Annotated in this window: 25 protein-coding genes and 1 pseudogene; 13 read left to right on the top strand and 13 right to left on the bottom strand. The window is 73.6% G+C overall.

Annotated features, from left to right (window positions below; all coding sequences use genetic code 11):
* Positions 1-5: 5 nt before the first annotated feature.
* Positions 6-1568, top strand: a complete 1563-nt coding sequence (gene fadD1, locus G5V58_RS10100) for a fatty-acid--CoA ligase FadD1 (protein WP_165231843.1) — start codon at positions 6-8, stop codon at positions 1566-1568.
* 686 nt (positions 1569-2254) lie between these two features.
* On the opposite strand, the pseudogene G5V58_RS25955 reads toward fadD1, so the two are convergent.
* A pseudogene (locus G5V58_RS25955) lies at positions 2255-2521 on the bottom strand (helix-turn-helix domain-containing protein); the annotation flags it as partial.
* Positions 2522-2663: 142 nt separating this feature from the next.
* Between G5V58_RS25955 and G5V58_RS10090 the strand changes: the two are divergent.
* The gene (locus G5V58_RS10090) at positions 2664-3305 is read left to right on the top strand and encodes a class I SAM-dependent DNA methyltransferase (protein ID WP_165231837.1); all 642 of its coding nucleotides are present in this window, start codon (positions 2664-2666) and stop codon (positions 3303-3305) included.
* A 68-nt stretch (positions 3306-3373) separates the two neighbouring features.
* Positions 3374-4813: an alkaline phosphatase PhoX gene (locus tag G5V58_RS10085; RefSeq protein ID WP_230487247.1), complete on the top strand. Its 1440-nt coding sequence runs from the start codon at positions 3374-3376 to the stop codon at positions 4811-4813.
* Here the strand turns inward: G5V58_RS10085 and G5V58_RS10080 are convergent.
* Positions 4810-4983 carry a hypothetical protein gene (locus tag G5V58_RS10080; protein ID WP_165231834.1) on the bottom strand — a complete coding sequence of 58 codons (174 nt, stop codon included), beginning with the start codon at positions 4981-4983 and terminating at the stop codon, positions 4810-4812. The genes G5V58_RS10085 and G5V58_RS10080 overlap by 4 nt on opposite strands.
* Positions 4984-5051: 68 nt before the next feature.
* Here G5V58_RS10080 and G5V58_RS10075 point away from each other — a divergent pair, with 68 nt between their 5' ends.
* The 4 genes from G5V58_RS10075 to G5V58_RS10060 all read left to right on the top strand — a co-directional run bounded on the left by G5V58_RS10075 (position 5052) and on the right by G5V58_RS10060 (position 9273).
* Entirely contained in the window at positions 5052-6626 is a 1575-nt protein-coding gene (locus G5V58_RS10075) for a phospholipase D family protein (protein WP_165231831.1), read from the top strand.
* A gap of 14 nt (positions 6627-6640) precedes the next feature.
* On the top strand, positions 6641-7642 hold the full coding sequence (locus tag G5V58_RS10070; protein WP_165231828.1) for an LLM class flavin-dependent oxidoreductase: 1002 nt from the start codon (positions 6641-6643) through the stop codon (positions 7640-7642).
* Between the two features lie 4 nt (positions 7643-7646).
* Positions 7647-8138: a methyltransferase family protein gene (locus G5V58_RS10065; protein ID WP_165231825.1), complete on the top strand. Its 492-nt coding sequence runs from the start codon at positions 7647-7649 to the stop codon at positions 8136-8138.
* A 262-nt stretch (positions 8139-8400) separates the two neighbouring features.
* Positions 8401-9273, top strand: coding sequence for an alpha/beta fold hydrolase (locus G5V58_RS10060; RefSeq protein WP_230487246.1), 873 nt, complete (start codon positions 8401-8403; stop codon positions 9271-9273).
* On the opposite strand, the gene G5V58_RS10055 is transcribed toward G5V58_RS10060, so the two are convergent.
* Positions 9261-10364: an NAD(P)H-dependent flavin oxidoreductase gene (locus tag G5V58_RS10055; protein WP_165231822.1), complete on the bottom strand. Its 1104-nt coding sequence runs from the start codon at positions 10362-10364 to the stop codon at positions 9261-9263. The two genes, G5V58_RS10060 and G5V58_RS10055, sit on opposite strands and share 13 nt — an antisense overlap.
* Positions 10345-11976, bottom strand: coding sequence for an acyl-CoA synthetase (locus G5V58_RS10050; RefSeq protein ID WP_165231819.1), 1632 nt, complete (start codon positions 11974-11976; stop codon positions 10345-10347). The genes G5V58_RS10055 and G5V58_RS10050 overlap by 20 nt, the downstream gene beginning before the upstream one ends.
* Before the next feature lie 47 nt (positions 11977-12023).
* On the opposite strand from G5V58_RS10050, the gene G5V58_RS10045 reads away from it, so the two are divergent.
* Positions 12024-12827, top strand: a complete 804-nt coding sequence (locus tag G5V58_RS10045; RefSeq protein WP_230487245.1) for a crotonase/enoyl-CoA hydratase family protein — start codon at positions 12024-12026, stop codon at positions 12825-12827.
* A gap of 28 nt (positions 12828-12855) precedes the next feature.
* Here G5V58_RS10045 and G5V58_RS10040 read toward each other — a convergent pair whose 3' ends face one another.
* The 4 genes from G5V58_RS10040 to G5V58_RS10025 are packed head-to-tail and all read right to left on the bottom strand — an operon-like array spanning position 12856 to position 17953.
* Positions 12856-14391, bottom strand: a complete 1536-nt coding sequence (locus G5V58_RS10040; protein ID WP_165231816.1) for a PD40 domain-containing protein — start codon at positions 14389-14391, stop codon at positions 12856-12858.
* A gap of 15 nt (positions 14392-14406) precedes the next feature.
* Entirely contained in the window at positions 14407-15639 is a 1233-nt protein-coding gene (locus G5V58_RS10035) for a hypothetical protein (protein WP_165231813.1), read from the bottom strand.
* Positions 15640-15643: 4 nt separating this feature from the next.
* Entirely contained in the window at positions 15644-17251 is a 1608-nt protein-coding gene (gene fadD8, locus G5V58_RS10030) for a fatty-acid--CoA ligase FadD8 (protein ID WP_165231810.1), read from the bottom strand.
* Between the two features lie 45 nt (positions 17252-17296).
* Positions 17297-17953: a class I SAM-dependent methyltransferase gene (locus tag G5V58_RS10025; protein WP_165231807.1), complete on the bottom strand. Its 657-nt coding sequence runs from the start codon at positions 17951-17953 to the stop codon at positions 17297-17299.
* A 65-nt stretch (positions 17954-18018) separates the two neighbouring features.
* Between G5V58_RS10025 and G5V58_RS10020 the strand changes: the two genes are divergently transcribed.
* On the top strand, positions 18019-18576 hold the full coding sequence (locus tag G5V58_RS10020) for a helix-turn-helix domain-containing protein (RefSeq protein ID WP_230487244.1): 558 nt from the start codon (positions 18019-18021) through the stop codon (positions 18574-18576).
* Here G5V58_RS10020 and G5V58_RS10015 read toward each other — a convergent pair.
* Together G5V58_RS10015 and G5V58_RS10010 are read right to left on the bottom strand one after the other, a co-directional pair.
* Positions 18573-18962: a TY-Chap domain-containing protein gene (locus tag G5V58_RS10015; RefSeq protein WP_165231801.1), complete on the bottom strand. Its 390-nt coding sequence runs from the start codon at positions 18960-18962 to the stop codon at positions 18573-18575. The two genes, G5V58_RS10020 and G5V58_RS10015, sit on opposite strands and share 4 nt — an antisense overlap.
* 5 nt (positions 18963-18967) lie before the next feature.
* Positions 18968-19732, bottom strand: a complete 765-nt coding sequence (locus G5V58_RS10010; protein ID WP_165231798.1) for an NAD(P)-binding domain-containing protein — start codon at positions 19730-19732, stop codon at positions 18968-18970.
* A 27-nt stretch (positions 19733-19759) separates the two neighbouring features.
* Here G5V58_RS10010 and G5V58_RS10005 point away from each other — a divergent pair, with 27 nt between their 5' ends.
* Entirely contained in the window at positions 19760-20620 is an 861-nt protein-coding gene (locus tag G5V58_RS10005) for an amidohydrolase family protein (protein ID WP_165231795.1), read from the top strand.
* 22 nt (positions 20621-20642) lie between these two features.
* On the opposite strand, the gene G5V58_RS10000 is transcribed toward G5V58_RS10005, so the two are convergent.
* On the bottom strand, positions 20643-21566 hold the full coding sequence (locus tag G5V58_RS10000; RefSeq protein WP_165231792.1) for a hypothetical protein: 924 nt from the start codon (positions 21564-21566) through the stop codon (positions 20643-20645).
* A gap of 36 nt (positions 21567-21602) precedes the next feature.
* Positions 21603-22646, bottom strand: coding sequence for an LLM class F420-dependent oxidoreductase (locus tag G5V58_RS09995; protein WP_165231789.1), 1044 nt, complete (start codon positions 22644-22646; stop codon positions 21603-21605).
* 56 nt (positions 22647-22702) lie between these two features.
* Between G5V58_RS09995 and G5V58_RS09990 the strand changes: the two genes are divergently transcribed.
* Genes G5V58_RS09990 through G5V58_RS09980 form a run of 3 tightly spaced genes read left to right on the top strand, consistent with a single transcriptional unit; the run spans position 22703 to position 25891 of the window.
* A complete protein-coding gene (locus G5V58_RS09990; RefSeq protein WP_165231786.1) occupies positions 22703-23665 on the top strand; it encodes a Zn-ribbon domain-containing OB-fold protein in 963 nt (320 codons plus the stop codon).
* A 10-nt stretch (positions 23666-23675) separates the two neighbouring features.
* On the top strand, positions 23676-24728 hold the full coding sequence (locus G5V58_RS09985; RefSeq protein WP_165231783.1) for a thiolase domain-containing protein: 1053 nt from the start codon (positions 23676-23678) through the stop codon (positions 24726-24728).
* Positions 24728-25891, top strand: a complete 1164-nt coding sequence (locus G5V58_RS09980; RefSeq protein ID WP_165231780.1) for a thiolase domain-containing protein — start codon at positions 24728-24730, stop codon at positions 25889-25891. Before G5V58_RS09985 ends, G5V58_RS09980 begins: the two co-directional genes overlap by 1 nt.
* Here G5V58_RS09980 and G5V58_RS09975 read toward each other — a convergent pair.
* Entirely contained in the window at positions 25888-26301 is a 414-nt protein-coding gene (locus tag G5V58_RS09975; protein WP_165231777.1) for a VOC family protein, read from the bottom strand. The two genes, G5V58_RS09980 and G5V58_RS09975, sit on opposite strands and share 4 nt — an antisense overlap.
* Between the last annotated feature and the right edge of the window lie 17 nt (positions 26302-26318).

Genomic DNA, 26318 nt, shown 5'->3' with positions numbered 1-26318 from the left:
GCATCGTGGCCGAGACCCTGCAGCAGCTGCTGCGCGAGCGCGGCGAGGACGACCGGCCCGGGGTCCGCTGCGGCGACCGGACCTGGACCTGGCGCGAGCACGTCGCCGGGGCCTCCGCGCACGCCGCCGCCGTCCTGCAGCGCCTCGACCCCGACCGGCCGCCGCACGTCGGCGTGGTCCTGGGCAACACCCCGGACATGCTGACCGCGATGGCGGCCGCGGCCCTGGGCGGCTACGTGCTGGTCGGGCTCAACACCACCCGCCGCGGCGACGCGCTCCTGGCCGACGTCCAGCGCTCGGACTGCCGGCTGGTGCTGAGCAACGCCGAGCACGCGGACCTCGTCCCGGGCTCGCTCGACATCGCTTCCCTGGAAGCGGAACCCTCTTCCGCGGAAGCGGTCCTGGTGCCGCGGGCCGAGGCCGGCGCCATGGACACCTTCATGATGATCTTCACCTCCGGCACCAGCGGAGAGCCCAAGGCCGTGCAGGTCCCGCACCTGTTCCCGCTGTTCTCCGGCGCGCACCTGGTCGACCGGTTCCAGATCACCGCCGACGACGTCTGCTACGTCTCGATGCCCCTGTTCCACTCCAACGCCGTGGTGGCCGGCTGGGCCGTGGCCCTCACCAGCGGCGCGTGCGTCGTGCCCGCGACGTTCTCCGCCTCGCGCCTGCTGGACGACGTGCGGCGCTACGGCGCGACGTACCTCAACTACGTCGGCAAGCCGCTGGCCTACGTCCTGGCCACGCCCGAGCGGCCGGACGACGCCGACAACCCGCTGCGCACCGCCTTCGGCAACGAGGCCAGCGACCGCGACATCGCGGAGTTCGCGCGACGCTTCGGGTGCCACGTCATGGACGGCTTCGGCTCCACCGAGTCCGCCGTCATCGTCACCCGCACCGAGGGCACCCCGCCCGGGTCGATCGGCCAGGGCTTCGACGGCGTCGCGATCTACGACTCCGTGCGCCTCGAGGAGTGCGCGGTCGCCGAGCTCTCCCCCGACGGCGTGCTGCTCAACCCCGACGAGGCCATCGGCGAGCTGGTGAACACCCAGGGCGGCGGCATGTTCCAGGGCTACTACAACGACGCCGGCGCCAACGACGAGCGGCTGCGCCACGGGATGTACTGGTCCGGCGACCTCGCCTACCGCGACTCCGACGGCTGGATCTACCTCGCCGGCCGCACCGCCGACTGGATGCGCGTGGACGGCGAGAACCTCGCCGCCGCGCCCCTCGAGCGCATCCTGCAGCGCCTGCCCGCGGTCGCCCTCGTGGCCGTGTACGCCGTGCCCGACCCGGGCGGCGTCGGCGACCAGGTCATGGCCGCCCTGGTGCTGCACGAGGACGCCGCGCTCACGCCCGCCGAGCTCGAGGCGTTCCTGGACGAGCAGCGCGACCTGCCCGGCAAGGGGCGGCCCCGCTACGTGCGCATCGCCGCCACGCTCCCCCAGACCGCGACCAACAAGGTCCTCAAGCGCGAGCTGATCCGCCAGGGCGCCACCGCCGGCGACGGCGTGCTGTGGGTGCGCGAGGAGCGCGGGACGGCGTACGCCGTGCCGGCCGAGGCGTGAGCGGGCCGTTCCGGCCCCGACCTGAGGAGCGCTACCCGGCCAGGGCGTCGATGTAGGGGACGCGGATCCGCCCGGTCGAAGTCCCGCTTGCCCGCGGACCAGAGCGCGCCGACGGCCATCGTCCGCCGCACCGCACCGAAGGTGATCACGTGGGCGATGGTGCCGCCCAGGCTGTGGGCGACCAGAGGCTCGCACGTCGTGTCGACGAAGGTGTCGGCCATCGCGGCGTCGGCGACGGCGCCCGCCACGAACGCGCGGTAGTCACGGCCCGCCACCTCGTGGCGCGCAGCCAGGCCGGCCATGGACTGGTCACTCTCGTCCGGCCACCCGCCACCCCGCAACGCCGACAGCCAGTGCTCCTCCTGGGTGACCATGCCGTTGATGAGACCTCGCAGGGTCGGGTCGTCGTCGACGCCCTCGACCGACTGCGTGATGGGTTGGTCGAGGACGTCGTCCGTCAGGTCGGCAGCGGCCTCGATGATCGCCGCCAGTGACGCGACGTGGTGGTCGACCAGGTGCTGGATGAGGTCCATGCCGTTCTCCTTGTGGGTGGCCGGCAGGCGCAGCCCGCCAGGTGGGTGGAAGTGGACACCGCTGGGCGCGGCGAGCTCGAGATCGCGGAACGTCGGTGGAGGGTCGGCCCGCAGCGCCGAGGGCGTCGTGCCGTAGGCCCGGGCGAAGGCCCGGGTGAACGCCTCGTTCGAGCCGTAGCCGGCCTCGACCGCGATGTCCAGGACGGTGCGGTCGGCTCGACTGGTCAGGCGGTGCGCCGCACGCTCGAGCAGCACCCGCCGACGCAACGCACCCGGCGGCTCGCCCGCGCTGGCCGAGACCAGCCGGTCGAAGTGGAACCGCGAGAGGTGGGCCCGCGCCGCCAGCTCGTCGGCACCCACGCCGGGGTCGTCGAGGGCGGCCTGGGCCAGGTCGAGGATCCGGGCCACCGCGTCGCTCATCGCCACGCCACCACTGTGCCGCGGAACCGACGCGACCGCCTGATCAGGCTTGCGGACCTGCGTCTCACCGGCACACCGGCGCGGTGGCCGTCGTGCACGCTGCCGCCGCGTCCCGGCCCGCCCCGTGTGGGACCCTGACCGGGTGGCCGGCAACGACGTCCCGATCAGCGACTGGCTGAGCGCGGACCCGAGCGAGCCGGGCGCGGTCGCCGAGCGCTACGACGCGTGGGCGGCGAGCTACGACGACGACCTGGCGTCGTGGTCCTACCAGGCGCCGGTGGTGGTGGCCCGGACCGTGCGGAACCGACACCCCGAGGCCGCCGACGTCCTCGACGTCGGGTGCGGGACCGGGCTGGTCGGGCGCGAGCTCCGCACGCAGGGGTACGCCGGCCGACTGGTCGGCCTGGACCTGTCGCAGGCGTCGCTGGACCTGGCGGGCGAGGCCGGCGGGTACGACGCGCTCGAGCGGACCGACCTCCAGCGGCCGTTGCCGGTGGCCGACGACAGCGCGGACGCGGCCGTGTGCGTCGGGGTGATGACCTACCTGCCCGAGGTCGAGGCGTTCTGGCGCGAGCTGGCCCGGGTGGTGCGACCGGGCGGGCTGGTGGTGGTCACCCAGCGCGAGGACCTGTGGCACGACCGGGACTGCGCCGGGGTGGTCGAGCGGCTCACCGCGGACGGGCTCTGGCACCTGGAGGACCTGACCGGGCCGGCGCCGTACCTCCCCGACGGCTACGGCGACGGCGCCGCCGTGCCGTGCTACTACCTGACCGCACGCACCTGAGCCCACTCGACGGCTGACCTTCACCCGGCGTTCAGCACCGCGCCGCCGGGCGCCCCTAGCGTCCGGCCGTGACCGATCCCCACCCGCACCTCACCCCCGCCGCCAGCCGCCGCCAGCTGCTCGCCCTGGCCGGCCTCGGCCTGGTCGGCCCCGGACTGGCCGGAGCGCTCGGCGGACCCTGGTCCGACACCGCGGAGGCGGCCGAGCCGCGCGCGGTCGAGCCCCTCGGGCCCCTCCGCCCGGCCGGGCCGGAGCTGGCCCTGCCCGAGGGGTTCAGCTACACGACGTTCGGCCGTGCAGGGACGCCGATGAGCGACGGGCTGGCGACGCCCGGCTGCCACGACGGGCAGGCGCTCTTCCGGACCGGCACCCGCGGCGAGCTGCGGCTGCTGCGCAACCACGAGGTCGACCTCGACATCCCCGGTGCCGCCCAGCGCTCGATCGGCGGCGAGCGCGCGTACGACCGTGCCGCGCCGGGCGGTGTCACGTCCAGCCGCTGGAGCGCGACCGGCGGCCTGCTCGAGAGCTTCCTGGTCCTCAACGGCACGCTCAGCAACTGCAGCGGCTCCCCAACGCCGTGGGGCACCTGGCTGTCCTGCGAGGAGACCACCGACGGCACCGGCGCGGGCTTCGAGAAGCCGCACGGCTACGTCTTCGAGGTGCCGGCCGACGCCACCCGGCCGGTCCGGCCCGAGCCGATCCGGGCCATGGGCCGCTTCGAGCACGAGTGCGCACCGATCGACCCGCGCACCGGCGTGGTCTACATGACCGAGGACAACGGCGACCCGGGCGACGGGTTCTACCGCTACCTGCCCGACCGGCCCGGGAAGCTGCACCGCGGCGGCCGGTTGCAGATGCTCGCGATCACCGGCGAGCCGCGCTACGACACCGCCTCGGGCCAGCGCGTCGGCGAGTCGCTGCCGTGCCACTGGGTGGACATCAAGCACCCGGACCCCTCTGACGCCGAGGACGAGCCGGGAGCGGTCTACCTCCAGGGCCGCCGGCTGGGCGGCGCGCGCTTCTACGGCCTCGAGGGCGCCGCGTGGCACGACGGCGGCGTGGTCTTCTTGGCCAGCGAGGCCGGCGACGCCGGGCAGGGTCAGGTCTGGCGCTACGAGCCGCGCGGCGACCACCGCGGTCGGCTCACGCTGCTGTTCGAGTCGCGCAGTGCCACCGTCCTCAACCAGCCCGACGCCATCGAGGCGGGTGGTCGCCGCGACCTGGTGGTGATGGCCGAGGACGGCGACGGCGAGGACCCCGGCGGCACCAACTTCCTGCGCGTGCTGACGCCGCGGGGCCGGATCGTGGACCTGGCCCAGGTCATCGAGCCGCTCGACCTGCACTACTGGGCGCCCGACGACTACCCGGGGCCTGGGAAGTACGGCGCGAGCGAGATGGCCGGGCCGCGCTGGTCGCCGGACGGGTCGCGGCTGTTCGTGAACGTGCAGTACCCGGGCGTCACCTGCGTGATCGAGGGCCCCTGGCACCGGCTGCGGCGGGCGGGCTAGGGCTGGCCCTCGCCGCGGCGGGTGGGGCAGTCGGCGTGGGTGCAGACGCGCTCGTCCACCGTGGCGTCGGGCGCGGCGGCACCCTCGGTGTCGCCGATGTCGTCGGCGGTGCGGGCGCGCAGCTCGACCTCGGCGCCACACACCTGGCAGGGGCGGTTGTCGGCGTACACGGGGCTCCTCTCGGGTCCGGACCGGCCCGGGCGGTACCCGCAGGACCGGATCGGGCACTGTGGGAGACGTGCCCGACCCCGCCCTCACCGACTGGCTGCTCACCCAGGACGAGCGGGGAAACCCCGCGACGCGGCTGGACGACCAGCACCCGGGCCAGCAGGCGTGGTCGGAGGGCAACCTGGTCCGCCCGCTCGTCCACGGGGCGACGTACTTCGCCGAGCTGTACGAGCGCATCGAGGCGACCCGGCCGGGCGACCTCATCTTCTTCACCGACTGGCAGGGCGACGCCGACGAGCGGCTCACCGACGAGCCGGGCAGCGAGGTCGCCGAGGTGCTCGGGCGGGCGGACGAGCGTGGCGTGGACGTGCGCGGGCTGGTGTGGCGCTCGCACTCCAGCGCGATCGGCTTCACCGCCGACGAGAACCTCCGCCTCGGCCGGACCCTGCAGAAGCGCGGCGTCGAGGCGATCCTCGACATGCGGGTGCGCACCGGCGGCTCGCACCACCAGAAGATGGTCGTGATCCGGCACGGCGACGACCCGACCCGCGACATCGCCTACGTCGGCGGCATCGACCTGTGCCACTCGCGCCGCGACGACGCCGAGCACCGCGGCGACCCGCAGCCGCTGGACGCGATGGCCGAGGAGTACGGCGCCACGCCGCCCTGGCACGACCTCCAGGCCGCCATCCAGGGGCCGGCGGTGCACGACGTGGAGACGGTCTTCCGCGAGCGGTGGGAGGACCCGACCACGCTCAGCCACAGCCCGGTCATCCTCCTGCGCGACAAGCTCCGCGGCCTGGACACCGAGCCCGACCCGCTGCCGGAGCAGGCGCCGCCGCCCCCGCCGGTGGAGGGCGCGACGCACGTCGTGCAACTGCTGCGGACCTACCCGAACCTGCGCCAGGGCCGCGACTACGCCTTCGCGCGCGGGGGCGAGCGCAGCGTGGCGCGCGGCTACACCAAGGCGGTCGAGCGGGCCCGGCACCTGGTCTACGTCGAGGACCAGTACCTCTGGGGCGACCACGTCGGCAACGTCTTCACCGAGGCGCTGGGCCGGCACCCCGACCTGCACGTCATCGCCGTCGTGCCGATGCACCCCGACGTGGAGGGCTTCCAGCGCACCGCGCAGATGGTCGGCCGGCGGCGCGCGATGCTCGACATGGCCCGCACGGCGCCGGACCGGGTCGCCGTCTACGGCATCGAGAACGCCGAGGGCACGCCCATCTACGTGCACGCCAAGACCTGCATGGTCGACGACACCTGGACCACCATCGGCTCGGACAACTTCAACCGCCGCTCCTGGACGCACGACTCCGAGCTGTCCGCGGTCGTGCTGGACACCGCCGGTGAGTACGCGCGGACGCTGCGACTGCGCCTGGCCGGCGAGCACCTGGACCGGACCGACCCCCTGGACGACTGCGTCAGCCCGGAGGGCATGTTCCGCGCCTACGCTGAGTGCGCGGCCGCGCTCGACGCCTGGCACGCCGGCGGTCGGGTCGGCCCGCGCCCGCGCGGGCGGCTGCGCAAGCTGGAGCCCCCAGAGGTCTCGCCGGCGGCCCGCGCGCTCGCGCTCCCGGCGTACCTGTTCCTGCACGACCCGGACGGCCGGCCCAAGCCGCTGCAGAAGACCGACGGGTTCTGAGCCACAATCGAGGCGTGGCGCTGCGCAGGCTCGGCTTCCTGACCATCGGGCTCTTCGACCCGGCCGCGCCGGCGGCGGGCCACGAGACCACGCTCGGGATCATCGAGCTCGGCGAGAGGCTCGGCTTCGACAGCGCGTGGGTGCGCCACCGGCACCTGCAGTTTGGCATCTCCTCGCCGGTCGCCGTGCTCGCCGCCGCGACCCAGCGCACCTCGCGCATCGAGCTCGGCACGGCGGTCATCCCGCTCGGCTGGGAGAACCCGCTCCGCCTGGCCGAGGACCTGGCCACCGTCGACGTGCTCAGCGGCGGCCGGCTCAACCCCGGCGTCAGCGTCGGCCCGCCGATGCACTGGGACGACGTACGAGCCGCGCTCTACCCCGACACCGCCGACGCCGAGGACTTCACCTACGAGCGGGTCGAGCGGCTGCTGCGCTTCGTCGAGGGCTCGCCCGCGACGACGTTCCGCGGGCCCGAGGGCATCGTGGAGGAGTGGTCGGACCGCGTCGAGCCGCACTCCGCCGGGCTGCGCGAGCGGCTCTGGTACGGCGGCGCCTCGCTGCGCTCGGCCCAGTGGGCGGGCGAGCACCGGATGAACTTCCTGACCAGCAGCGTGCTCAAGCCCGAGGACGGCCGCACCGACTTCCCCGAGGTGCAGGCCGAGCAGATCGACGCCTTCCGCGACCGCCACCCCGAGGGCCGGGTCTCGCAGGGGCTCGTGGTCATCCCCACCGACTCCGCCACCGCCGACCAGGCGGAGCGCTACCGCGCGTACGCCGCCGCGCGCCTGCCCCGGACCCGCACCCTCCAGGGCCCCGGCATGCTCTTCTCCCCCGACCTGGTCGGCACCTCCGCCGAGCTCGCCGAGCAGCTGTCCGCCCACGCCGGCTTCCGGCGCGTCGACGAGGTCGCCTTCGCGCTGCCGTTCAGCTTCCGGCCCGAGGACTACGAGCAGATCCTGACCGACCTGGCCGAGCACCTCGGCCCGGCGCTGGGCTGGACACCGGCGACAGACTGAGACCGTGCGGGCGGCGCTGGGCACCGTGGTGTTCTTCGTCGTCGCGCCCGGAGGCAACGCCGCCCTGGTCCCGTGGCTCGTGACCGGCTGGGCCCACCCGCACCTCGGACCACCCGGCGTGCTCGGCGTCGCGCTGGTGGCGCTCGGCGCGGCCGCCGTCGTCGCCTGCTTCGCGCGCTTCGTCACCGAGGGGCGCGGCACGCCCGCCCCGGTCCTGCCCACCGAGGAGCTGGTCGTCGGCGGCCTCTACCGCTTCGTGCGCAACCCGATGTACCTCGGCGTGGCCGCCGCCGTCGCCGGTCAGGCGCTGCTGTTCCGCAGCGCCGGCGTCGCGATCTGGCTGGTGGTGTTCCTCGTCGCGGTGGTGGGCTTCGTCAAGGGCTACGAGGAGCCGCGGCTGGCCGACCGGTTCGGTGCGTCGTACGAGCGCTACCGCGCCGCGGTGCCCGGGTGGTGGCCGCGGCTGCGGACCTGGGACGCGAGTCAGGTCCAGTAGCGCAGCGGTGCGCCGGGCAGCCGACCGGAGCCGGGCCGTCCCGCCCTCGCAGCGGCCGGTGACCTCCTCGGCGTTCAGCTCGAGGACGTGGCGCGGGATCCAGAGGCGGGGACGCGACGGTGCTTCCGGGAGAGCGGGCACCACCCACGCCGCAGCCGGTGGCGATCAACCGGTTGAGCCCCGGAGCCCAGGCGCAGCGCCCGGGTGCCGCACCACACTGGCCGGGTGCCCGTCGCCGGCCGGGGACGGGTACCGCGCGTCCGTGCCGGACACCTCCTTCCCCGGGTTCACCCTCGAGCACGTCGACGTCGACGAGGTGACGCTGCGGGTGCGCCACGGCGGCTCGGGGAGCCCGGTGGTGCTGCTGCACGGCCACCCCCGCACCCACACGACCTGGCACGCGGTGGCGCCGCTGCTCGCCGCCGAGCACACGGTGGTCTGCCCGGACCTGCGCGGCTACGGCCGCTCGACGCTGCCGCCCGACCGGCCGGACCACAGCCAGTCGTCGAAGCGGGCGATGGCCGGCGACGTGGTGGCGCTGATGGCGCACCTCGGCCACGAGCGGTTCGCCGTGGTCGGCCACGACCGCGGGTCGGCAGTGGCGTACCGGACCGCGCTCGACCACCCCGGCGCGGTGACCCGGCTGGTGGTCATGGACGGGCTGCCGCTGGTCGAGCACCTCGAGCGGACGGACGCGCGGTTCGCGCAGGCGTGGTGGCACTGGTGGTTCCTGGGCCAGACCGAGAAGCCGGCCGAGCGGGTGATCAGCGCCGATCCCGACGGGTGGTACGCGACCCCGCCGCCGGAGCAGCTCGGTCCGGAGAACCACGCCGACGTGTGGGCCGCCCTCCGCGACCCCGCGGTGGTGCACGGGATGTGCGAGGACTACCGCGCGGGCCTTGGCGTCGACCGCGCGCACGACGAGGCCGACCGGGCGGCGGGCCGGCGGATCGCCTGCCAGACGATGCTGCTGGAGTCGGCCCGGGACGACCTGGACATCCACGGCGACCCGGCCGCGATCTGGGCGCCGTGGCTGGAGCAGCCGCTCACCCACCGGGTCGTGGACAGCGGGCACCACCAGGCCGAGGAGGCGCCCGAGGAGGTCGCACGGGCGCTGCTGGGCTACTTGCGGTAGGTCTCCAGCCGGGCCACCGCCTCGTCGTACTCCTCGACCAGGCTGGCCACCACGTCGGCGACGGGGCGCACGGCGTTCATCCGCCCGACGACCTGGCCGATCGGCATGGAGATGACGTCGGGGTCGTGGGAGGCGTTGATGCGGTTGTGGGCCTCGGCGACGAGGAGGTTCTGCAGCGGCATGGGCAGCGGCTCGGGGGCGTCCTGCGACGCCCACGCCTCGGTCCACCGCGTCTTGAGCAGGCGCGCCGGCTTGCCGGTGTAGATGCGGGTGCGGACGGTGTCGGAAGAGGTGGCGCGGAGGAAGGCCGTCTCCCAGCCCCGGTTGGAGGCGAGGTTGCGGTACTCCTCGGTGCCGAGCCAGATCGAGCCGGTCCACACGCCCTGCGCGCCGAGGGCGAGCGAGGCGGCGACCTGGCGCCCCGAGCCGATGCCGCCGGCGCCGAGGACGGGGACGTCGGGCCCGACGGCGTCGACGACGTCGGGCGTCAGCACCATCGAGGCGACCTCGCCGGTGTGGCCGCCGGCCTCGTAGCCCTGGGCCACGATGATGTCGACGCCGTTCTCCACGTGGCGCAGCGCGTGCTTGGCCGCGCCGGCCAGGGCCGCGACCTTGACGCCGTGCTCGTGGGCCTTCTCGATGACGTCGACCGGCGGCGAGCCGAGGGCGTTGGCGATCAGCACGGGCCGGTGGTTGAGGGCCACGTCGAGGTGGCTGCGCGCCACGGAGTGCAGCCAGCCGAGCACGCCCTCGCGGCCCTCGCCCTCGGGCAGCGGCGGGACGCCGAGCTCGAGCAGCGTCTGGTCGACGAACCGCTTGTGGTCCTCGGGGATGTACGCCGACAGGTCGGCCGAGGTGCCCTCGGTGGGGATCTTCATGGGCATGACGATGTCGACGCCGTACGGCTTGCCGTCGGTGTTGTCGTCCAGCCAGGTCAGAGTCCGCTCGAGCTCGTCGGTGTCGTTGAAGCGCACGCAGCCGAGCACGCCGAGGCCGCCGGCGCGCGAGACCGCCGCGGCGACGTGCTCGGAGGGGGTGAAGGCGAAGATCGGGTAGTCGATCCCGAAGGTGTCACACAGGGACGTTCGCAAGGGCCATCTCCTTGGCTGCGGGGTACTGCGCCTTGCCGGTGGCGTTGCGCGGCACCTGGGGCACGAGGGTGAGCGAGCGCGGCAGCTTGTAGCCGGACAGGTGCGTGCGCAGGAAGTCCCGCAGCTCCTCCAGCTCCAGCGACGCGCCCTCGCGCAGCTCGACGACGGCGGCGACGGCCTGGCCGTACGTCGCGTCGGGGACGCCGACGACGAGGCAGTCGTAGACGGCCGGGTGGGCCTTGACCGCCATCTCCACCTCCTCGGGGTAGACCTTCTCCCCGCCGGTGTTGACACAGTTGGAGCCGCGACCCAGCAGCGTGACCTTGCCGCCCTCCTCGATGCGCGCGAAGTCGCCGGGGACGGAGTAGCGCTGGCCGTCGATCTCCAGGAAGGTCCGCGCCGACTTCTCGGGGTCCTTGTAGTAGCCGACCGGCACGTTGCCGCCGCGGCCCAGCCGGCCGATCCTGCCGATGTCGACGGCCGGGTCGAGCAGCCGGTTGTCGTCGTCGATGACCACGCTGCTGGGGCCGAGCCCGACGACCGGGCCGTCGGTGGAGATCTGCTCCTTGTCCTGCAGCCCCATCCCCTGGAAGCCGGTCTCCGTCGCCCCGACGGAGTCGGTGAACACCGCGCCGGTGAACGCGTCCATCCACCGCTTCTTCACGTCCGGGCTGAAGATCGCGGCGCTGGAGGAGATCGCGAAGAGCGAGCTGCCGTCGTACGGCGTGCCGGTGGCGGCCCGGCGCTCGTACTCCTCGATGAGCGGGCGGGCCATCGCGTCGCCGGTCATGAAGATCAGCTGCACGCCCTCGCGCTCGATGATCTCCCAGGTGCGCCGGGGGTCGAACTTGGGCTCGAGGATCGTCAGGTGCCCGGCGAACAGGTGCATCAGCAGCCCGGCCTGCGCGCCGCCGTGCATGAGCGGGCTCAGCGGGAAGGTGACCATCCGCGGGTCGGTGGCCTGCTTCGACTGGCTGAACTCCTCGAGCGGCTCACCGGTGTAGAAGTCGATGCCGCCGCCGAGCACCCGCCAGAAGTCCTCGTGGCGCCACATCACGCCCTTGGGGAAGCCGGTGGTGCCCCCGGTGTAGATGATGTGGATGTCGTCGGGGCTGCGCTCGTCGAAGTCGCGCTCGGCGCTCTGGCCCTGCGTCGCCTCGGCGAGCGTCACCCCGCCGAAGGAGTCGATCGGCGTCTGGTCGTCCGGGTCCGTCGCGTCCGGCAGCGCGACGAAGGTGTGCATGCGCTCGTGCCGGGGCGCGCACCGCGCCACCAGGTCGGCGTACGGACGCTCGAAGAGCAGCGCCACCACGTCGGCGTTGTCGAAGAGGTAGTCCAGCTCGGTCTCGACGTAGCGGTAGTTGACGTTGATGGTCGTGGCCCGCAGCTTGACCGTGGCCAGCACGGCCACGACGTGCTCGATGGAGTTCTTGCTGTAGACCGCGACGTGGTCGCCCGCCCGGACCCCGCGGTCGGCCAGGAAGTGCGCCAGCCGGTTGCTGTCGCGCTCCAGGTCGGCGTACGTCGCGGTCCGGTCGCCGACCTTGAGGGCCAGGTTGTCGGGGGCTGCGTCGACGGCGTGCTCGAAGAGGTCAGCGATGTTCAGCGCCACGGTCCGCAGACTAGAACACGTTCTCGTTTCTGGCTACGCTCACCGCTGTGACCAGCAACGACGGCTCTGCTCCGCACTGTCTCGTCGAGCAGGACGGCCACACCCTCGTGGTCACCATGAACCGTCCCGAGCGCCGCAACGCCCTCTCCGGCGAGATGCTCGCGATCATGTCGGACGCCTGGGACCGGGTGAACGCCGACGACTCGATCCGGGTCTGCGTCCTCACCGGCGCGGGGGGCTACTTCTGCGCCGGGATGGACCTCAAGGCCGCCCACGAGAAGCCCCCGAGCGAGTCCTTCGAGGACGGCTCGTACGACCCCACCGTCATCAAGCCGCTGCTCAAGGGCTTCCGGCTGACCAAGCCGCTCATCGCGGCCGTCGAGGGGCCGGCGATCGCCGGCGGCACCGAGATCCTCCAGGGCACCGACATCCGGGTGGCGGGCGAGTCCGCGACGTTCGGCATCAGCGAGGCCCGCTGGTCGCTCTACCCGATGGGCGGCTCCGCCGTCCGGCTCGTGCGCCAGATCCCCTACACCGTCGCCGCCGACCTCCTGCTCACCGGCCGCCACGTGCTCGCGCCCGAGGCCAAGGAGCTCGGCCTCATCGGCCACGTCGTACCCGACGGCCAGGCGCTGGCCAAGGCCCGCGAGCTCGCCGACCAGGTCGCCGCCAACGGCCCCCTCGCCGTCCAGGCCATCCTCAAGACCATGCGCGACTCCGAGGGCAGGCACGAGGACGACTGCTGGGCCGACGACGCCCGCGTCGGCGCCGCGGTGTTCGCCAGCGAGGACGCCAAGGAGGGCCCGCGCGCCTTCGCCGAGAAGCGGCCGGCGGTGTTCCGGGGGCGCTGAGCCCTCCCCACGTCCGTCGTGTGACGGCTCAGCGCCGCACCTTCACCGCCTTGGTCACGGTGATCGTGGGCAGCCAGCCCTCCCGGGTGGCGACGACCTGGGCGGCGATCTTGTGCCCGCGGTCCTTGCGGGTCACCCGGTATCGCGCCTTGGTCGCCTTCTTGATGGGCTTGCCGTCCCGGGTCCAGCGGATCGTGACGGTCGTGGGCGCCGGCACCCAGCTGCCCGGCTTCACCGTGAGGACCTTCCCCACGCGCGCCCGGCCGGCCACCGCGGCGGCCTTCGACACGGTGAGGTGCTGGGGCTGGGCCTTCGGCACGTCGGGCGTCTGGCCGACCGCGGCGGCGGACCAGCTCGGGTCCGAGCCCCCCGCCGCGACGAGGACGTCGAACCGGGTCTCGTCGTCGCAGTCCATGTCGCTGGACCGGTAGATGCCGGTCGGCTCGGCCCAGGCGAGGGTCGACCCGTCGGGGGCGACGGTCGGCTCGTGCACGTCGCCGTCCGCCAGCGAGATGTCGCACCACCGGGTGGACGGGGTGGGGGTCCACGGCGAGGTGCTGGTCAGGACGTCCCCGCCGGTCGGCAGGACGACCACCGACTGGTCGCCGACGTCGCCCCGGACCCCGACGACCCAGCGACCGTCGCGCGAGACCTCCAGGTCGGAGAGCTCCTTGGCCGGGTTGGCGTAGAAGCGCTCGTCGAACCAGGCGGTGTCGCGCTGGCCCAGGTCGTAGAGGTGGGTCTTGTTGCGGTACCAGTGGTTGAGGACCACCCGGCTGTTGGTCACCCACGACGGCTTGTCGTAGAAGGCGAGCCCCCACTGCTGGGGGTCGGAGAGCCCGCCGGCGTCGGTGAACGCGGTGGTCCACCGCTTCTCCCCGTAGGAGAACTTGAAGTAGGTGTAGGCGATCTTGCTGCCGTCCGGCGAGATGGCGGTCTCGGTCAGGTCGCGTCCCTCGAGCCGGTTGCCCAGCGTGTCCGGGAGGGCCGGCGGGTCGATGGTGTTGAAGACCTCGCCGCGCTGGTTCATCCGGTAGATGAGGCCGCTGTGGTGGGCGACCACCACGCCCGCGTCGGACTGGGTCGGGGACTGCCACGGGTCCGCGGCCGTGCCGCCGGTCGTGACCTGCCGCTGGACGCTCCCGTCGCCGTCGGTGATCCAGACGTTGAAGTCCTTGACGTAGACGATCGAGCCGCCGCCCGTCGCCCCCTGGGCGGCGGGCAGGGCGCCGGGCGCCAGCGTGAGGGCGGAGGCGGCCAGGCCGAGGACGAGGCCGGAGACGGTCGCGCGGAGCCGTCGGTGCGTGGGTGACACAGGTTGTCCCTTCGGAGTGCGGTTCTCGTCGGGAAGCCTGCGGGCGAGCGCTGGGAGTGCTCTGGGAGACCGCTGGGACCGGTCTGGGGCCACCACGAAGAAGATCACGTGCGCGGCGACGTGCAGCGGGAGCCAGTCGTCCTCGCCGCTCAGCAGCAGGGCGAGCCCGCTGAGCGGGATGAGGAAGAGCGACGCGAGCAGCGCCTTGCTCACGCCGCCGTACCCGTGGTGCCCGTTCCGCACCGGCACGGGCGGGTGGTCGCGCTAGACCGGGGTGATCGGCAGCGACCGGCGCGGCTCGAAGGCGAAGCCGGCGCCCGTGCTGAACCGCGTCACGGCCACCTCCTCGGCCACCGGCGCGGGCTGGTCACGGCGCACGACGGTCGCCGTCCAGTCGGTGTCCGTGCCCTCGACCGACACGTCGAGGTGCGGGTCGACCGCCCGCAGCGCGGCCTGCAGGGGCCGGGTGCGACCGGGCCCGCAGAGCGACAGCCAGCCGCCGTCCTCGTGGGCGGGCGAGGCGGTGACGGTGAGCGAGTCGGGGCCGGACGACGTGACGACGTACGCCGCCGGGTTGAGCAGCGGGTGCAGGGCCAGGGTCGCGAGCGGACCGGTGCCGAGGGCGGCGGAGATCCGCGCGGCGGCGACGCCGGCGATGCCGACCAGCTGCTTCGTGGCGATCTCTTCGGCCTGCTCGGGCGAGGCGGCCCGGGCCCGGACCGCGAGCAGGAAGGCCAGGTCGAGCAGGTGCATCTGCAGACAGACCTCGTCGGCGATGCGCACGAGGGCCCCGTGCGAGAAGGCGCGGAAGTCCAGGTCCGAGACGAGCGCACCGGCGTAGTCCGCGCGGCCCTCCCCCGACGGCACCACCGGGTCGAGTTCCAGGCCCGCGGCCCGCGACGCGGCGACCTGCGCGAGGGCTGGGACCGGCTCGGCCGGCTCGTGCGCCGGGTCGATGGTGACCGTCCACGCGCAGTGCGGGCGCCCGTCGGCCGCCCGCTCGTCGGCCCGTCGCGGTGGCCGGTGGACCGGCCGCACCTGGGCGTGCGGGTTCGAGGCGAACGCCGTGGCGTCGAAGGTCGGGTCCTCGATGTCGTGGCACATCGAGCGGACGTAGTCCTCGCCCATCGACTCGACGTCCATGAGCGCGCCGCAGTGGTCGAGGTGGAACTCGCCGTGCCACGGGTCGTGCACGGTGTAGCGGAAGTCCATGAACTGCGGCGGCGCCCCGATGTCGAGCTGCAGCCCCTTGAAGATCGTGACCACGTCGCCCTGCCCGGGTTCGGACGGCGCGTAGCCGAGCGCCCGCTGCATCCGCCGGGTGTAGACCGGCGAGGACGCGGCCCACTCCTCGATGGCGATCTGGGCCATCTCCTCGCGGCCGAACGCCGCGATGCACCACGCCATCCCGGACCGGTCGATCAGCTGCCCGACGAGCAGCAACTCGGGGACCAGGACCGCGAGCTGCTCGCGGGAGAGCGCGGCGTACCGGCTCACGGCCTCAGCCAACGCTCCGCTCGCCCGTCCAGTACTGCGCCCGCAGCGCCTTCTTGTCCGGCTTGCCCAGCCCGGTGAGCGGGAGGGCCTCGGTGGCGACGACCTGCTTGGGCGCCTGGACCGAGCCCTTGCGCTCCTTGACCATGTCCTGGATCTCGCGGACCACGTCGTCGGTGAGCTCGTGGCCGGCGCGGAGCACGACGATCGCGGTGACGGCCTCGCCCCACTTCTCGTCGGGCGTGCCGATGACGCCGACCTGGGCGATGGCCGGGTGCTGGGCGACGACGTCCTCGACCTCGCGCGGGAACACGTTGAAGCCGCCGGTCACGATCATGTCCTTGGTGCGGTCGACGATGTACCAGAAGCCGTCCTCGTCCTCGCGCGCCACGTCGCCGGTGTGCATCCAGCCGTCGCGGAAGGTCTCGGCGGTGGCGTCCGGCAGCTTCCAGTAGCCGCCGCACAGCAGCGGGCCGGCCACGCAGATCTCCCCGGGCTGCCCCGGCTCGACCGGGTCGCCGTCCTCGTCCAGCAGCGCGGTGCGGATGAACGCCGAGGGCTTGCCGCAGCTGCTCAACCGCTCGTCGCCGCCGCTGACGTGGTCGTCCTTGGCGAAGTAGGTGATCACCATCGGGGCCTCGGACTGGCCGTAGTACTGGGCGAAGATCGGCCCGAACCGGTCGATGGCCTCCTTGAGCCGGACCGGGTTGATCGCGCTGGCGCCGTAGTAGACCGTCTCCAGGCTGCTCAGGTCGCGGGTGCGCGAGTCCGGGTGGTCCATCATTGCGTAGAGCATGCTCGGGACCAGCATGGTCGCGGTGATCCTCTCGCGCTCGATCACCTCGAGCACCTCGGCGGGGTCGAAGCGCGAGGTGACGTACAGCGAGCCGCCCTTGATCACCGTCGGCCCGAAGAACGCCGCACCGGCGTGGCTCAGCGGCGTGCAGAGCAGGAACCGCGGGCTCTCCGGCCACTCCCACTCCGCCAGCTGGATCTGCTGCATGGTCGTGAACGCCTGGACCATGCCGATGACGCCCTTGGGGTTGCCGGTGGTCCCGCCGGTGTAGACGATCGAGGTGATGTGGTCCGGCGGCAGCACGGCCGCCTCGAGCGGGCGGGCGTCGTGCCTCGCGGCCTCGGCGACGAGGTCCTTGCCCACCGCGCTGAGCGCCTCCGGCACCGGCCCGATGGTCAGCACCTGCTTGAGGCCGGGGCACTTGTCCAGCAGCCCCACGGCCCGGTCCACGAACACCGGGTCCACGATCAGCGTGCTGATCTCGGCGTCGTTGATGACGTAGGCGTGGTCGTCCAGGGAGCCGAGCGGGTGCAGCGACGAACGCCGGTAGCCCTGGGTCTGGCCCGCACCGAGGATGAACAGCACCTCGGGCCGGTTGAGCGCCAGCAGGGCGCCGCCGGAGCCGGTCCCGGCGTCCAGCGCCTCGAACGCCTGGACGTACTGGCTGATCCGGTCGGCGACCTCCTGACCGGTCAGCGTCGTGTCGCCGAGGTGGATCACCGGCTTGGTCCGACTGCGCCTCAGCGCCGCCACGAACACGTGGCCGTTGTGGGTCCCGACCCGCATCGGGTCGGCGAGGTCCGCGGGGTCGCCGGTCATGCGGCCGAGACTAGAACGTGTTCCAGTTCTGGGCAATCAGCCGCGTCAGCCGGGGCGGCGCACCAGCAGCGTCGAGTCCTGGATCTCGAGCTCGTGACCGTCCCGGACCGCGACGCGGGGTCGCTGCTCGACGACGAGGACCTCGAAGCCGTCGGGTACGCCGGGCAGCAGCTCCTCCGCAGTCCACATCGCGCGGCGGTGGCTGTCGGTCAGCTGGGTGTGGTGCGCGTGGGGCGAGTGGCCGACGACGAGCAGGTGGCCGCCGGTTGCGACCGCCCCGGCCAGCCGGCGGGTGACCTCCACGATGCCGTGGTCCGGCGGGTGCAGGAAGTGGGTGGTGACCAGGTCCCAGGTGCGGCCGGCGGGGTCGAAGCTCCGGGCGTCGACCTGCCACCAGTCGCAGCGCTCGCCCACTCCGGCCTCCTCGGCGTGCCGGGCCGCGCGGGCCAGGCCGTTGGCGGAGAAGTCCGCGCCGGTCGCCCGCCAGCCCTGCCGGGCCAGCCAGACCACGTCGCCGCCCTCGCCGCACCCGACGTCGAGGGCGGTGCCCGGCGTCAGCCGGCCGGCCTCGGCGACCAGCTGCGGGTTGGCGTCGCCGCTCCAGACCGACTCCGGCCCGGCGTACCGCTCCTCCCAGCTCGACGACTCGAAGTAGTCGGGGCCGGGCTCAGCTGTCGGCTCGTGCTGGTGCTCGTGACTCATGGCTCCAGCCTGCGGTGCCGTCGCCGCACCGACAACTCCTGTTGCCGTTCTGGCAAACTGGCCCGGTGCAGGAGGTGCTGGACGCCGTCGGCCCGCGGCTGCGGGCGCTGCGCTCGGAGCGCGCGGTCACGCTGGCCCAGGTGTCGGAGACGACCGGGATCTCGGTCAGCACGCTCTCGCGGCTGGAGTCCGGGCAGCGCAAGCCCACGCTCGAGCTGCTGCTGCCCCTGGCCCGCGCCTACCAGGTGCCGCTCGACGAGCTGGTCGACGCGCCGGAGACCGGCGACCCGCGGGTGCGGGCCAAGCCGTTCACGCGGCACGGCCGGACCTTCATCCCGCTGACCCGCCGGCCCGGCGGGGTGCAGGCCTACAAGGTCGTGATCCCGGCGCACGACCCGCGACCGCCGTACGAGCCGGCGACCCACGAGGGCTACGAGTGGCTCTACGTGCTCTCCGGCCGGCTGTTCCTGGTCCTGGGCACGAAGGAGCTGGAGCTCGGCGCCGGCGAGGTCGTGGAGTTCGACACCCGGACACCGCACGTGGTGGCCAACCGCGGTGACGTGCCGGTGGAGATGATCGGCCTCTTCGGACCGCAGGGCGAGCGCATGCACGTGCGCTCCTAGTCGTCCGGCTCCTCGCGGACGAGCGCGACGTCGACGTCGGCGACCTCGGTGCCGAGCGCCTGCAGCGCCCGGACCACGGCGAGGGCCAGCTGGGGCGCGCCGGCCAGCGAGGTCTGGCGGGACAGCGCGGTGTCGCCGTCCTGCCACGGCTCCTCCCAGCCGGCGCGCAGCAGCGCGGCGCGCTGGTCGCCGGTGACCGGCCAGACCTCGGCGATCAGCACGGTCCGCGCCGCGGTGACCTGGGCGTAGCGGCGCGGCTCCGGGGCCTTGCGGAACAGCCCGCGCTTGGCCTCGGCGTGCGCGCGGAGCACGAGGGCGTCGTGCAGGTCCAGGGCCAGCAGGGCGCCGACCAGCCGGCGGTTGACGTCGTCCCAGGTGCCGCGCACCGCTGCTACTCCGTGGCCAGTCGGTGGTGTGCGCCGTCGAGGGCGCGGTCGAGCGCGACGTACGCCCCGGACTCGCGCAGCTCCCGCGCGACCTGCTCGTTGACGCCGCCGGGCGTGGCGTACTCCGCGGCCAGCTCGTCGAAGCCCGCGCCACCCTCGAGCTGGCCGAGCGCGCCGGCGTACGTCGCGGCGACGTAGCTCCGCGCGTCCTCCGCCCCGATCCCCTGCCGCTGGAGCCACGCGGTCTGGGTGGCGAGGTAGCCGAAGAAGCCGGACAGCGTGGCCGAGGTCGCCGAGAGGGCCTCGTAGGCAGCGACCTCCTCGACCTCGAGCGTCGAGCCGAGCCGGTCGAAGAGCGCGCGCGCCTCCTGCAGCGGTGGGTGCACCGCGGTCAGCCCGGCGCGCTCGGCCACCGGCGGCATCGGCACGCTGCGGCAGACCCGGGTGGCCGGCGCGACCAGCGCGAGCAGCCGCGGCACGCCGAGGGCCGCCGTCGCGCTCACCACCACGTGGTCGGGCCGCCAGGTGAGGTCGGCGAGCACGTCGGTGTCGGTCGTGCGCAGGCAGACCAGCACCACGTCGGCCGCGTCGAGCACGGCCTGGTTGTCCTCGGCCACGCGAACCGTCTCGTAGCGACCGGACAGGGCGGCCGCCGTGGCGGCGCCGCGCGGGGACAGCACCAGCTCGGGCGGCGCCGCGACCCCCTCGCAGAGGCCTGTGACGACGGCCTTCGCGATCGAGCCGACCCCGAGCACGCCGTACGTCGTCATGCGGCCATGCTCCCCTACGCTGCGCAGGTGGCGGTTCCCGAGGCGAGCAGGATCATCGACGCGCACGCTCACTGGTGGCGGCCGAGTGAGCACCCCTGGTACCCCGGGCTCCCGGCCTGGGCGGAGGCGCTGCCGCCGGGGGCCGGCGACGGCTTCAACCGCGACTTCACGGCGCAGGACCACCGGGCGGCCGCGCCGTTCACCGTCGACGGCTTCGTGCACGTCTCGGCGGTGACCGCCCCGCACACCTACCTCGACGAGGCCGCGTGGGTCGAGGCGCAGGCCGCCGAGCACGGCGTCGACGTACGGCTGGTCGGCACCGTCGACCCCGCCCTCGACGCCGCCGCGATCCGGGCCGACCTGGACCGGCAGGCGGCCTCGGACCGGTTCGCGGGCGTCCGGGTGCTCTACGGCTTCGAGCCCGACTCCCCCGCCGTGCCCGTGGTCCTCGCCTGGCTGGCCGAGCACGACAAAGTCCTCGACCTGGTCAGCCACCCGGCGCAGGCCGACGTCTGGCTGCGCGCCCTCGAGCCGTACGCCGGGCTGCGCGTGGTCCTGGAGCACACGGGGTGGCCCGAGTCCGCCGACGACCTCGGGCCCTGGCGCGCCGCCATGGCGCGGCTGGCGGGCGAGAGCGACATGGTGTGCAAGCTCTCCGGGCTCGGCATGGTCCTGATGACCCTCGACGCCGACACCCTGCGCCCCTGGGTGGAGGGCGCCCTGGCCACCTTCGGCCCCGACCGGCTGCTGTTCGGCAGCAACATGCCCATCGAGACCATGGGCGGCGGCTACGCCGAGCTCGTGGCCACCCTCACCGGGCTGGTCGGCGGCCCGGCGGACCAGCCGGGCTTCTGGGGCGGGCACGCCGCCGCGACGTACGGCTTCTGAGAGCGCGCCGGCGAGGCACCGCTCAGGGGTAGAAGCGCGGCCGGACCACGCCGAGGGCCACCTGCCCGCTGACCTCGGTGACCCGCTCGCACGCGCCGGTCGCCACCCCGCAGCGGACCACGGCCTGCCGGGTGCCGTGGCGACGCGTGGAGGAGAGCGTGACGAGCGCGAGCACGTGCTCGTCGTCCTCGAAGACCACCCGGTCGACGCTCCCGGTCAGGTCGTCGACGGCGAAGGGGAAACGCGCCAGCTCCGCGCGGTCCGCCGTGCGCCGGACCACCACCGCCGGCACGGACGACCCGGTCCCCAGGGTCAGCGTCCGCACGCTCGCCTTGAGCGCACCGTCGTGGGTCCGGTCCTCGGTCTCGGGCGCGGCGCGCCGCCGGTGCACCCACGCGTCGACCAGGGCCTGGTCGGCCGGCGCCAGGTCGTGCGGTGCGCGGCGGTGGTAGACCGCGAGCTGCTCGCCGGTCCGGGCGTCGACCTCCCACAACGTCAGCGGCGAGGTCCGATCGGTGTGCTGGGCCCAGACGTGGCCGGTGCTCGCGACCAGCCGCGGTCCGTAGTCGTAGGTCTGGTAGGTCGCCCCCAGCCGCCGCACCGAGCCGTCGGCCGCGAGGGAGAAGAACCGGTCGCCGGAGTCCTCGCCGTCCTCGACGTACGCCGTCACCACCGGCCGCCCGTCCACCGCCCCGAGGATCTCGGCGTGGACGGCCTGGGCCGGGAACGACGTCCGCACCGTCGTGCCCCGCCAGGTCAGCGTGCCGTCCACCAGCGTCGGCACCAGCGTCGGCGGACCCAGCGGGAGGGTGGTGACGTCGATGACCACGGGCTGGGCGGCCGGGGCGGCGGGCTCCGGCACGGCCCGGCCGTCGTCGGCGTGGCACCCGGTCAGCAGCAGCGCGACGCCGACCAGCGCGGCGACGGAGGCACGGAGCGGCTGCACCCCGACGAGGCTACGCTCGCGTCCGGTCCGGAGCCCTCAGGCGAGCAGCTCCGCGACGGCGCGGATCTCCTCCGCACGGCCGAAGGACAGCAGCAACGTCGTCACGCCGGTCTCCTCCCACTGGGCGACCTTCTCCTTGACCTCGCTCGCGGTCCCGATGATGTGCATGTCCTCGACGAGCTCGTCGGGGATGAGTGCGGTGGCGCGGTCCTTGTCGCCGTTCAGGTAGAGCTTCTGCACCTCGGCGGCGAGGTCCTCGTAGCCCATGCGGACGAAGACCTGGTTGTGGAAGTTCATCTCCTGCGCGCCCATGCCGCCCATGTAGAGCGAGACGAAGGGCCGCATGGCGTCGACGACGGCGGCCTTCTCGGTCGCGTCGGCCACGACCTGGAGGTGACAGGTGGCGGCGATCTCGAAGTCGGCGCGGGTACGCCGGGCGCCGGGGCGCGCGAAGCCCTCGTCCAGCCAGGGCTGGTACATGCCGGCCGACTTCGGGGTGTAGAAGATCGGGATCCAGCCGTCGGCGATCTCGGCGGTCTGGGCGACGTTCTTCGGGCCCTCGGCGCCGAGCCAGATCGGGAGGTCGGCGCGCAGCGGGTGGGTGATGGGCTTGAGCGGCTTGCCGAGCCCGGTCGCGCCGGGGCCGGTGTAGGGCAGCGGGTGATGCGGGCCGGCGTGGGTGACCGGGGCCTCGCGGGCCAGCACCTGGCGGATGATGTCGACGACCTCGCGGGTGCGGGCCAGCGGCTTGCTGAACGGCTCGCCGTACCACCCCTCGACGACCTGCGGCCCGCTCACGCCCATGCCGAGCACGACCCGGCCGCCGGAGAGGTGGTCGAGGGTGAGGGCGTGCATGGCGATCGAGGTCGGCGTGCGCCCGGACATCTGGACGATCGAGGTGCCGAGGCGGACGCGGGAGGTCTCGCGGCCCCACCAGGCCAGCGGGGTGAACGCGTCGGAGCCCCAGGCCTCGGCGGTGAAGACCGCGTCGAAGCCGGACTCCTCGGCCGCGGCGACCAGGTCGCCGTGGTTCGCCGGGGGCTGCGCGCCCCAGTAGCCCAGCTGCAGACCCAGCTTCATGCCGCCACCCTCCGAGAGACCTTGAATCAGATTAGAACGTGTTCTAGTTTGCGTCCATGGCCCGCACCCTGTCCGCGCCCGTCACCGTAGCGTTCGACTACACCCGTTCGACCGGGCCGGTGCTGGGCCGCTTCCTGGGCGGGCTGCGCGAGGGCGTGGTGGTCGGCGGTCGTACGTCGGACGGGCGGGTCGTGGTCCCGCCGCCGGAGTTCGACCCGGTCACGCACGAGCCGACCCAGGACTTCGTCGAGGTGGCCGACACCGGCACCGTGACCAGCTGGACGTGGGTGCCCGAGCCGGTCAAGGGCCAGCCGCTGGACCGGCCGTTCGCCTTCGCGCTGGTCACCCTGGACGGTGCCGACGCCCCGCTGCTGCACGCGCTCGACGTGGCCTCGCCCGCCGACGTGCACACGGGCATGCGGGTGCGGATCCGCTGGCGCGAGGAGCGCACCGGCGACATCACCGACATCGCCTGCTTCGAACCGGCGCCGGACGCGGCCGAGGTGGCAGCGCCGCGCGAGCCGCTCCGGACGATCGACCCGGTCACCGGGATCGTGGTCCCGGTCGAGCTCGACTACCTCTACGCCGCCTCGCCCGAGGAGTCGTTGTTCTACACCTCGCTCAGCCAGGGCAAGCTCGTCGGCCAACGGTGCCCGCGGTGCGGGAAGGTCTACATCCCGCCGCGCAGCGCGTGCCCGTCCGACGGCACGCCGACCACCGACGAGGTGCCGCTGCCGGACACCGGCACGGTGACGACGTTCTGCATCGTCAACGTGCCGTTCCTGGGCCAGCGGATCACGCCGCCGTACGTCTCGGCGTACGTCCTGCTCGACGGCGCCGACATCGCCTTCCTGCACCTGATCCTGGACATCCCGGCCGAGGAGGTCCGGATGGGGATGCGGGTCAAGGCGGTGTGGAAGCCCGAGTCGGAGTGGGGCACGACGATCGAGAACATCAGCCACTTCGCGCCGACCGGGGAGCCGGACGCGGACTACGACACCTACAAGCAGCACCTCTGAGGGGGTCGGGATGCGTGACGTCGCCGTCGTCGGGTTCGCCCAGCGGCAGATGCAGGACTTCGACGGGTCGCCGACCTGCGTGGAGCTGCTCGTGCCGCTGTTCGCGGAGTGCTACGAGCAGACCGGCTGGACCCGGCGCGACGTGGGCTTCTGGTGCTCCGGGTCCAGCGACTACCTCGCTGGCCGGTCGTTCTCGTTCGTCCAGGCCGTCGACGCGATCGGGGTGATCCCGCCGGTCAACGAGTCGCACGTGGAGATGGACCTGGCCTGGGCGATGTACGAGGCCTGGCTCAAGATCCAGACCGGCGAGGTCGACACCGCGCTGGTCTACGCGTTCGGCAAGAGCTCGGCCGGCGTGCTGCGGCGGACGCTCAGCCTGCAGCTCGAGCCCTACACGATGACACCGATCTGGCCCGACACCGTCTCCCTCGCCGGCCTCCAGGCCCGCGCGGGCATCGACGCCGGCGTCTGGGACGAGCGGGCCATGGCCGAGGTGGCGAACCGGTCGCTGACGGACGCGGAGAAGAACGAGTACGCCGTGCGCAAGGGCGGCTCGTCGGTCGACGAGCTGCTGGCCCGGCCGGTGTACGCCGACCCGCTGCGCAAGCACGACTGCGCGCCGGTGACCGACGGCGCGGCCGCCCTGGTCCTCGCGGCCGGGGACCGGGCGCGCGAGGTGACCGACCGGCCCGCCTGGATCCGCTCGCTGGCCCACTTCGTCGACCCGATGAGCATGGGCACCCGCGACCTGACCCGCTCGCCGTCCGCGCAGCGGGCCGGCGAGGCCTGTGACCTGGACGGTGTGGAGGTGGCCGAGCTGCACGCGCCGTTCAGCCACCAGGAGCTCGTGCTGCGCCGCGAGCTGGGGCTCGCGGACGACGTGCGCGTCAACCCGTCGGGCGGGGCGCTGACGTCGAACCCGATGTTCTCCGCCGGCGGCATCCGGATCGGCGAGGCCGCCCGGCGGATCTGGAGCGGCGAGGCGGCCAGGACCCTGGGCCACGCGACGTCCGGACCGGCCCTGCAGCAGAACCTCGTGTGTGTGATGGGAGCTGACCACTGATGGGCAAGCAGCCGGCCGCGGTCGTCGGCGTGGGCCAGACCCACCACCGGGCCAAGCGTGAGGACGTCTCGATGGCGGGGCTGTGCCGCGAGGCCGTGGACCGCGCCCTCGAGGACGCCGGGATGACGCTCGACGAGGTCGACGCCATCGTCGTGGGCAAGGCGCCGGACCTCTTCGAGGGCGTGATGATGCCCGAGCTGTTCCTGGCCGAGGCCCTCGGCGCGGCCGGCAAGCCGCTGCTGCGCGTGCACACCGCCGGCTCGGTCGGCGGCTCCACCGCCATCGTCGCCGCCTCGCTCGTCCAGGCCGGCGTGCACCGCAAGGTGCTCACCGTCGCCTACGAGAAGCAGTCGGAGTCCAACGCCATGTGGGCGCTCTCGGTGCCCATCCCGTTCAACATGCCCGTGCACGCCGGCGCGGGCGGCTACTTCGCCCCGCACGTGCGCTCCTACATCCGGCGCTCCGGCGCGCCGAACCACATCGGCGCGATCGTCGCGGCCAAGGACCGGAACAACGCGCTCAAGAACCCCTACGCGCACCTGCACAACGAGGGCACCACGGTCGAGTCCGTGCTCGCCTCGCAGATGCTGTGGGACCCGATCCGGTACGACGAGACCTGCCCCTCCTCCGACGGCGCCTGCGCGCTGGTCATCGCCGCCGAGGACGTGGCCGGCGCCTCCCCCAACCCGGCCTGGATCCACGGCACCGTGATGCGCTCGGAGGCCACCACCGCCGCCGAGCGCGACCAGGTCAACCCGCAGGCCTCCCGCGACGCCGCCGCCGCGCTCTGGGAGCAGGCCGGCATCACCTCACCCCTCGACGAGATCGACGTGGCCGAGATCTACGTGCCGTTCTCGTGGTTCGAGCCCATGTGGCTCGAGTCCCTCGGCTTCGCGGACGAGGGCGAGGGGTGGCGGCTCACCGAGTCCGGCGGCACCGCCATGGACGGCGTGCTGCCGGTCAACTGCTCCGGCGGCGTGCTCTCCTCCAACCCCATCGGCGCCTCCGGCATGCTCCGCTTCGGCGAGGCCGCGCTCCAGGTCCGCGGCGCCGCCGGCGAGCACCAGGTCGACGGCGCCCGCAAGGCACTGGGCCACGCCTACGGCGGCGGCTCGCAGTTCTTCGCCATGTGGGTCGTGGGTGCGGAGAAGCCGACGCACTAGACGTACAGGCAGAACGGGTGGCCGTCCGGGTCGAGCAGCACCCGGACGTCCTCCTGCGGCTGGTGGGCGGCGAGCTCGGCGCCGAGCCCGACCGCGTGGCCCACGGCCGCGTCCAGGTCGTCGACCTGGAAGTCCAGGTGCAGCATCATCTGCTGCTCCCCCGGCGCGTTCGGCCAGACCGGCCGCACGTAGTCCCGCTCGAGGTGGAAGGTGAGGCCGGCGACCCCCTCCCCGGCGTCGACGGCCGCCTCGCCGGGGTCCATCTCGTCGGGCCGCCACAGCGGCCAGCCGAGCAGCTCGGAGTAGAACCGGGCGAGCGCCTCGGGGTCCGGGCTGTCGACGACCACGCCCCACCAGTCGTGGCGCGTCCAGCGGTCCTGGTCGGGTGTCCCTCGACGGCGACCGCGCATGCGGGCACCCTAGGGGA

The organism is Nocardioides anomalus (genome assembly GCF_011046535.1).
In the GTDB taxonomy this organism is placed as follows: Bacteria; Actinomycetota; Actinomycetes; order Propionibacteriales; family Nocardioidaceae; genus Nocardioides; species Nocardioides anomalus.
Note: the sequence above shows the minus strand (reverse complement) of the source record. Positions and strands in the feature narration are given on the sequence as shown.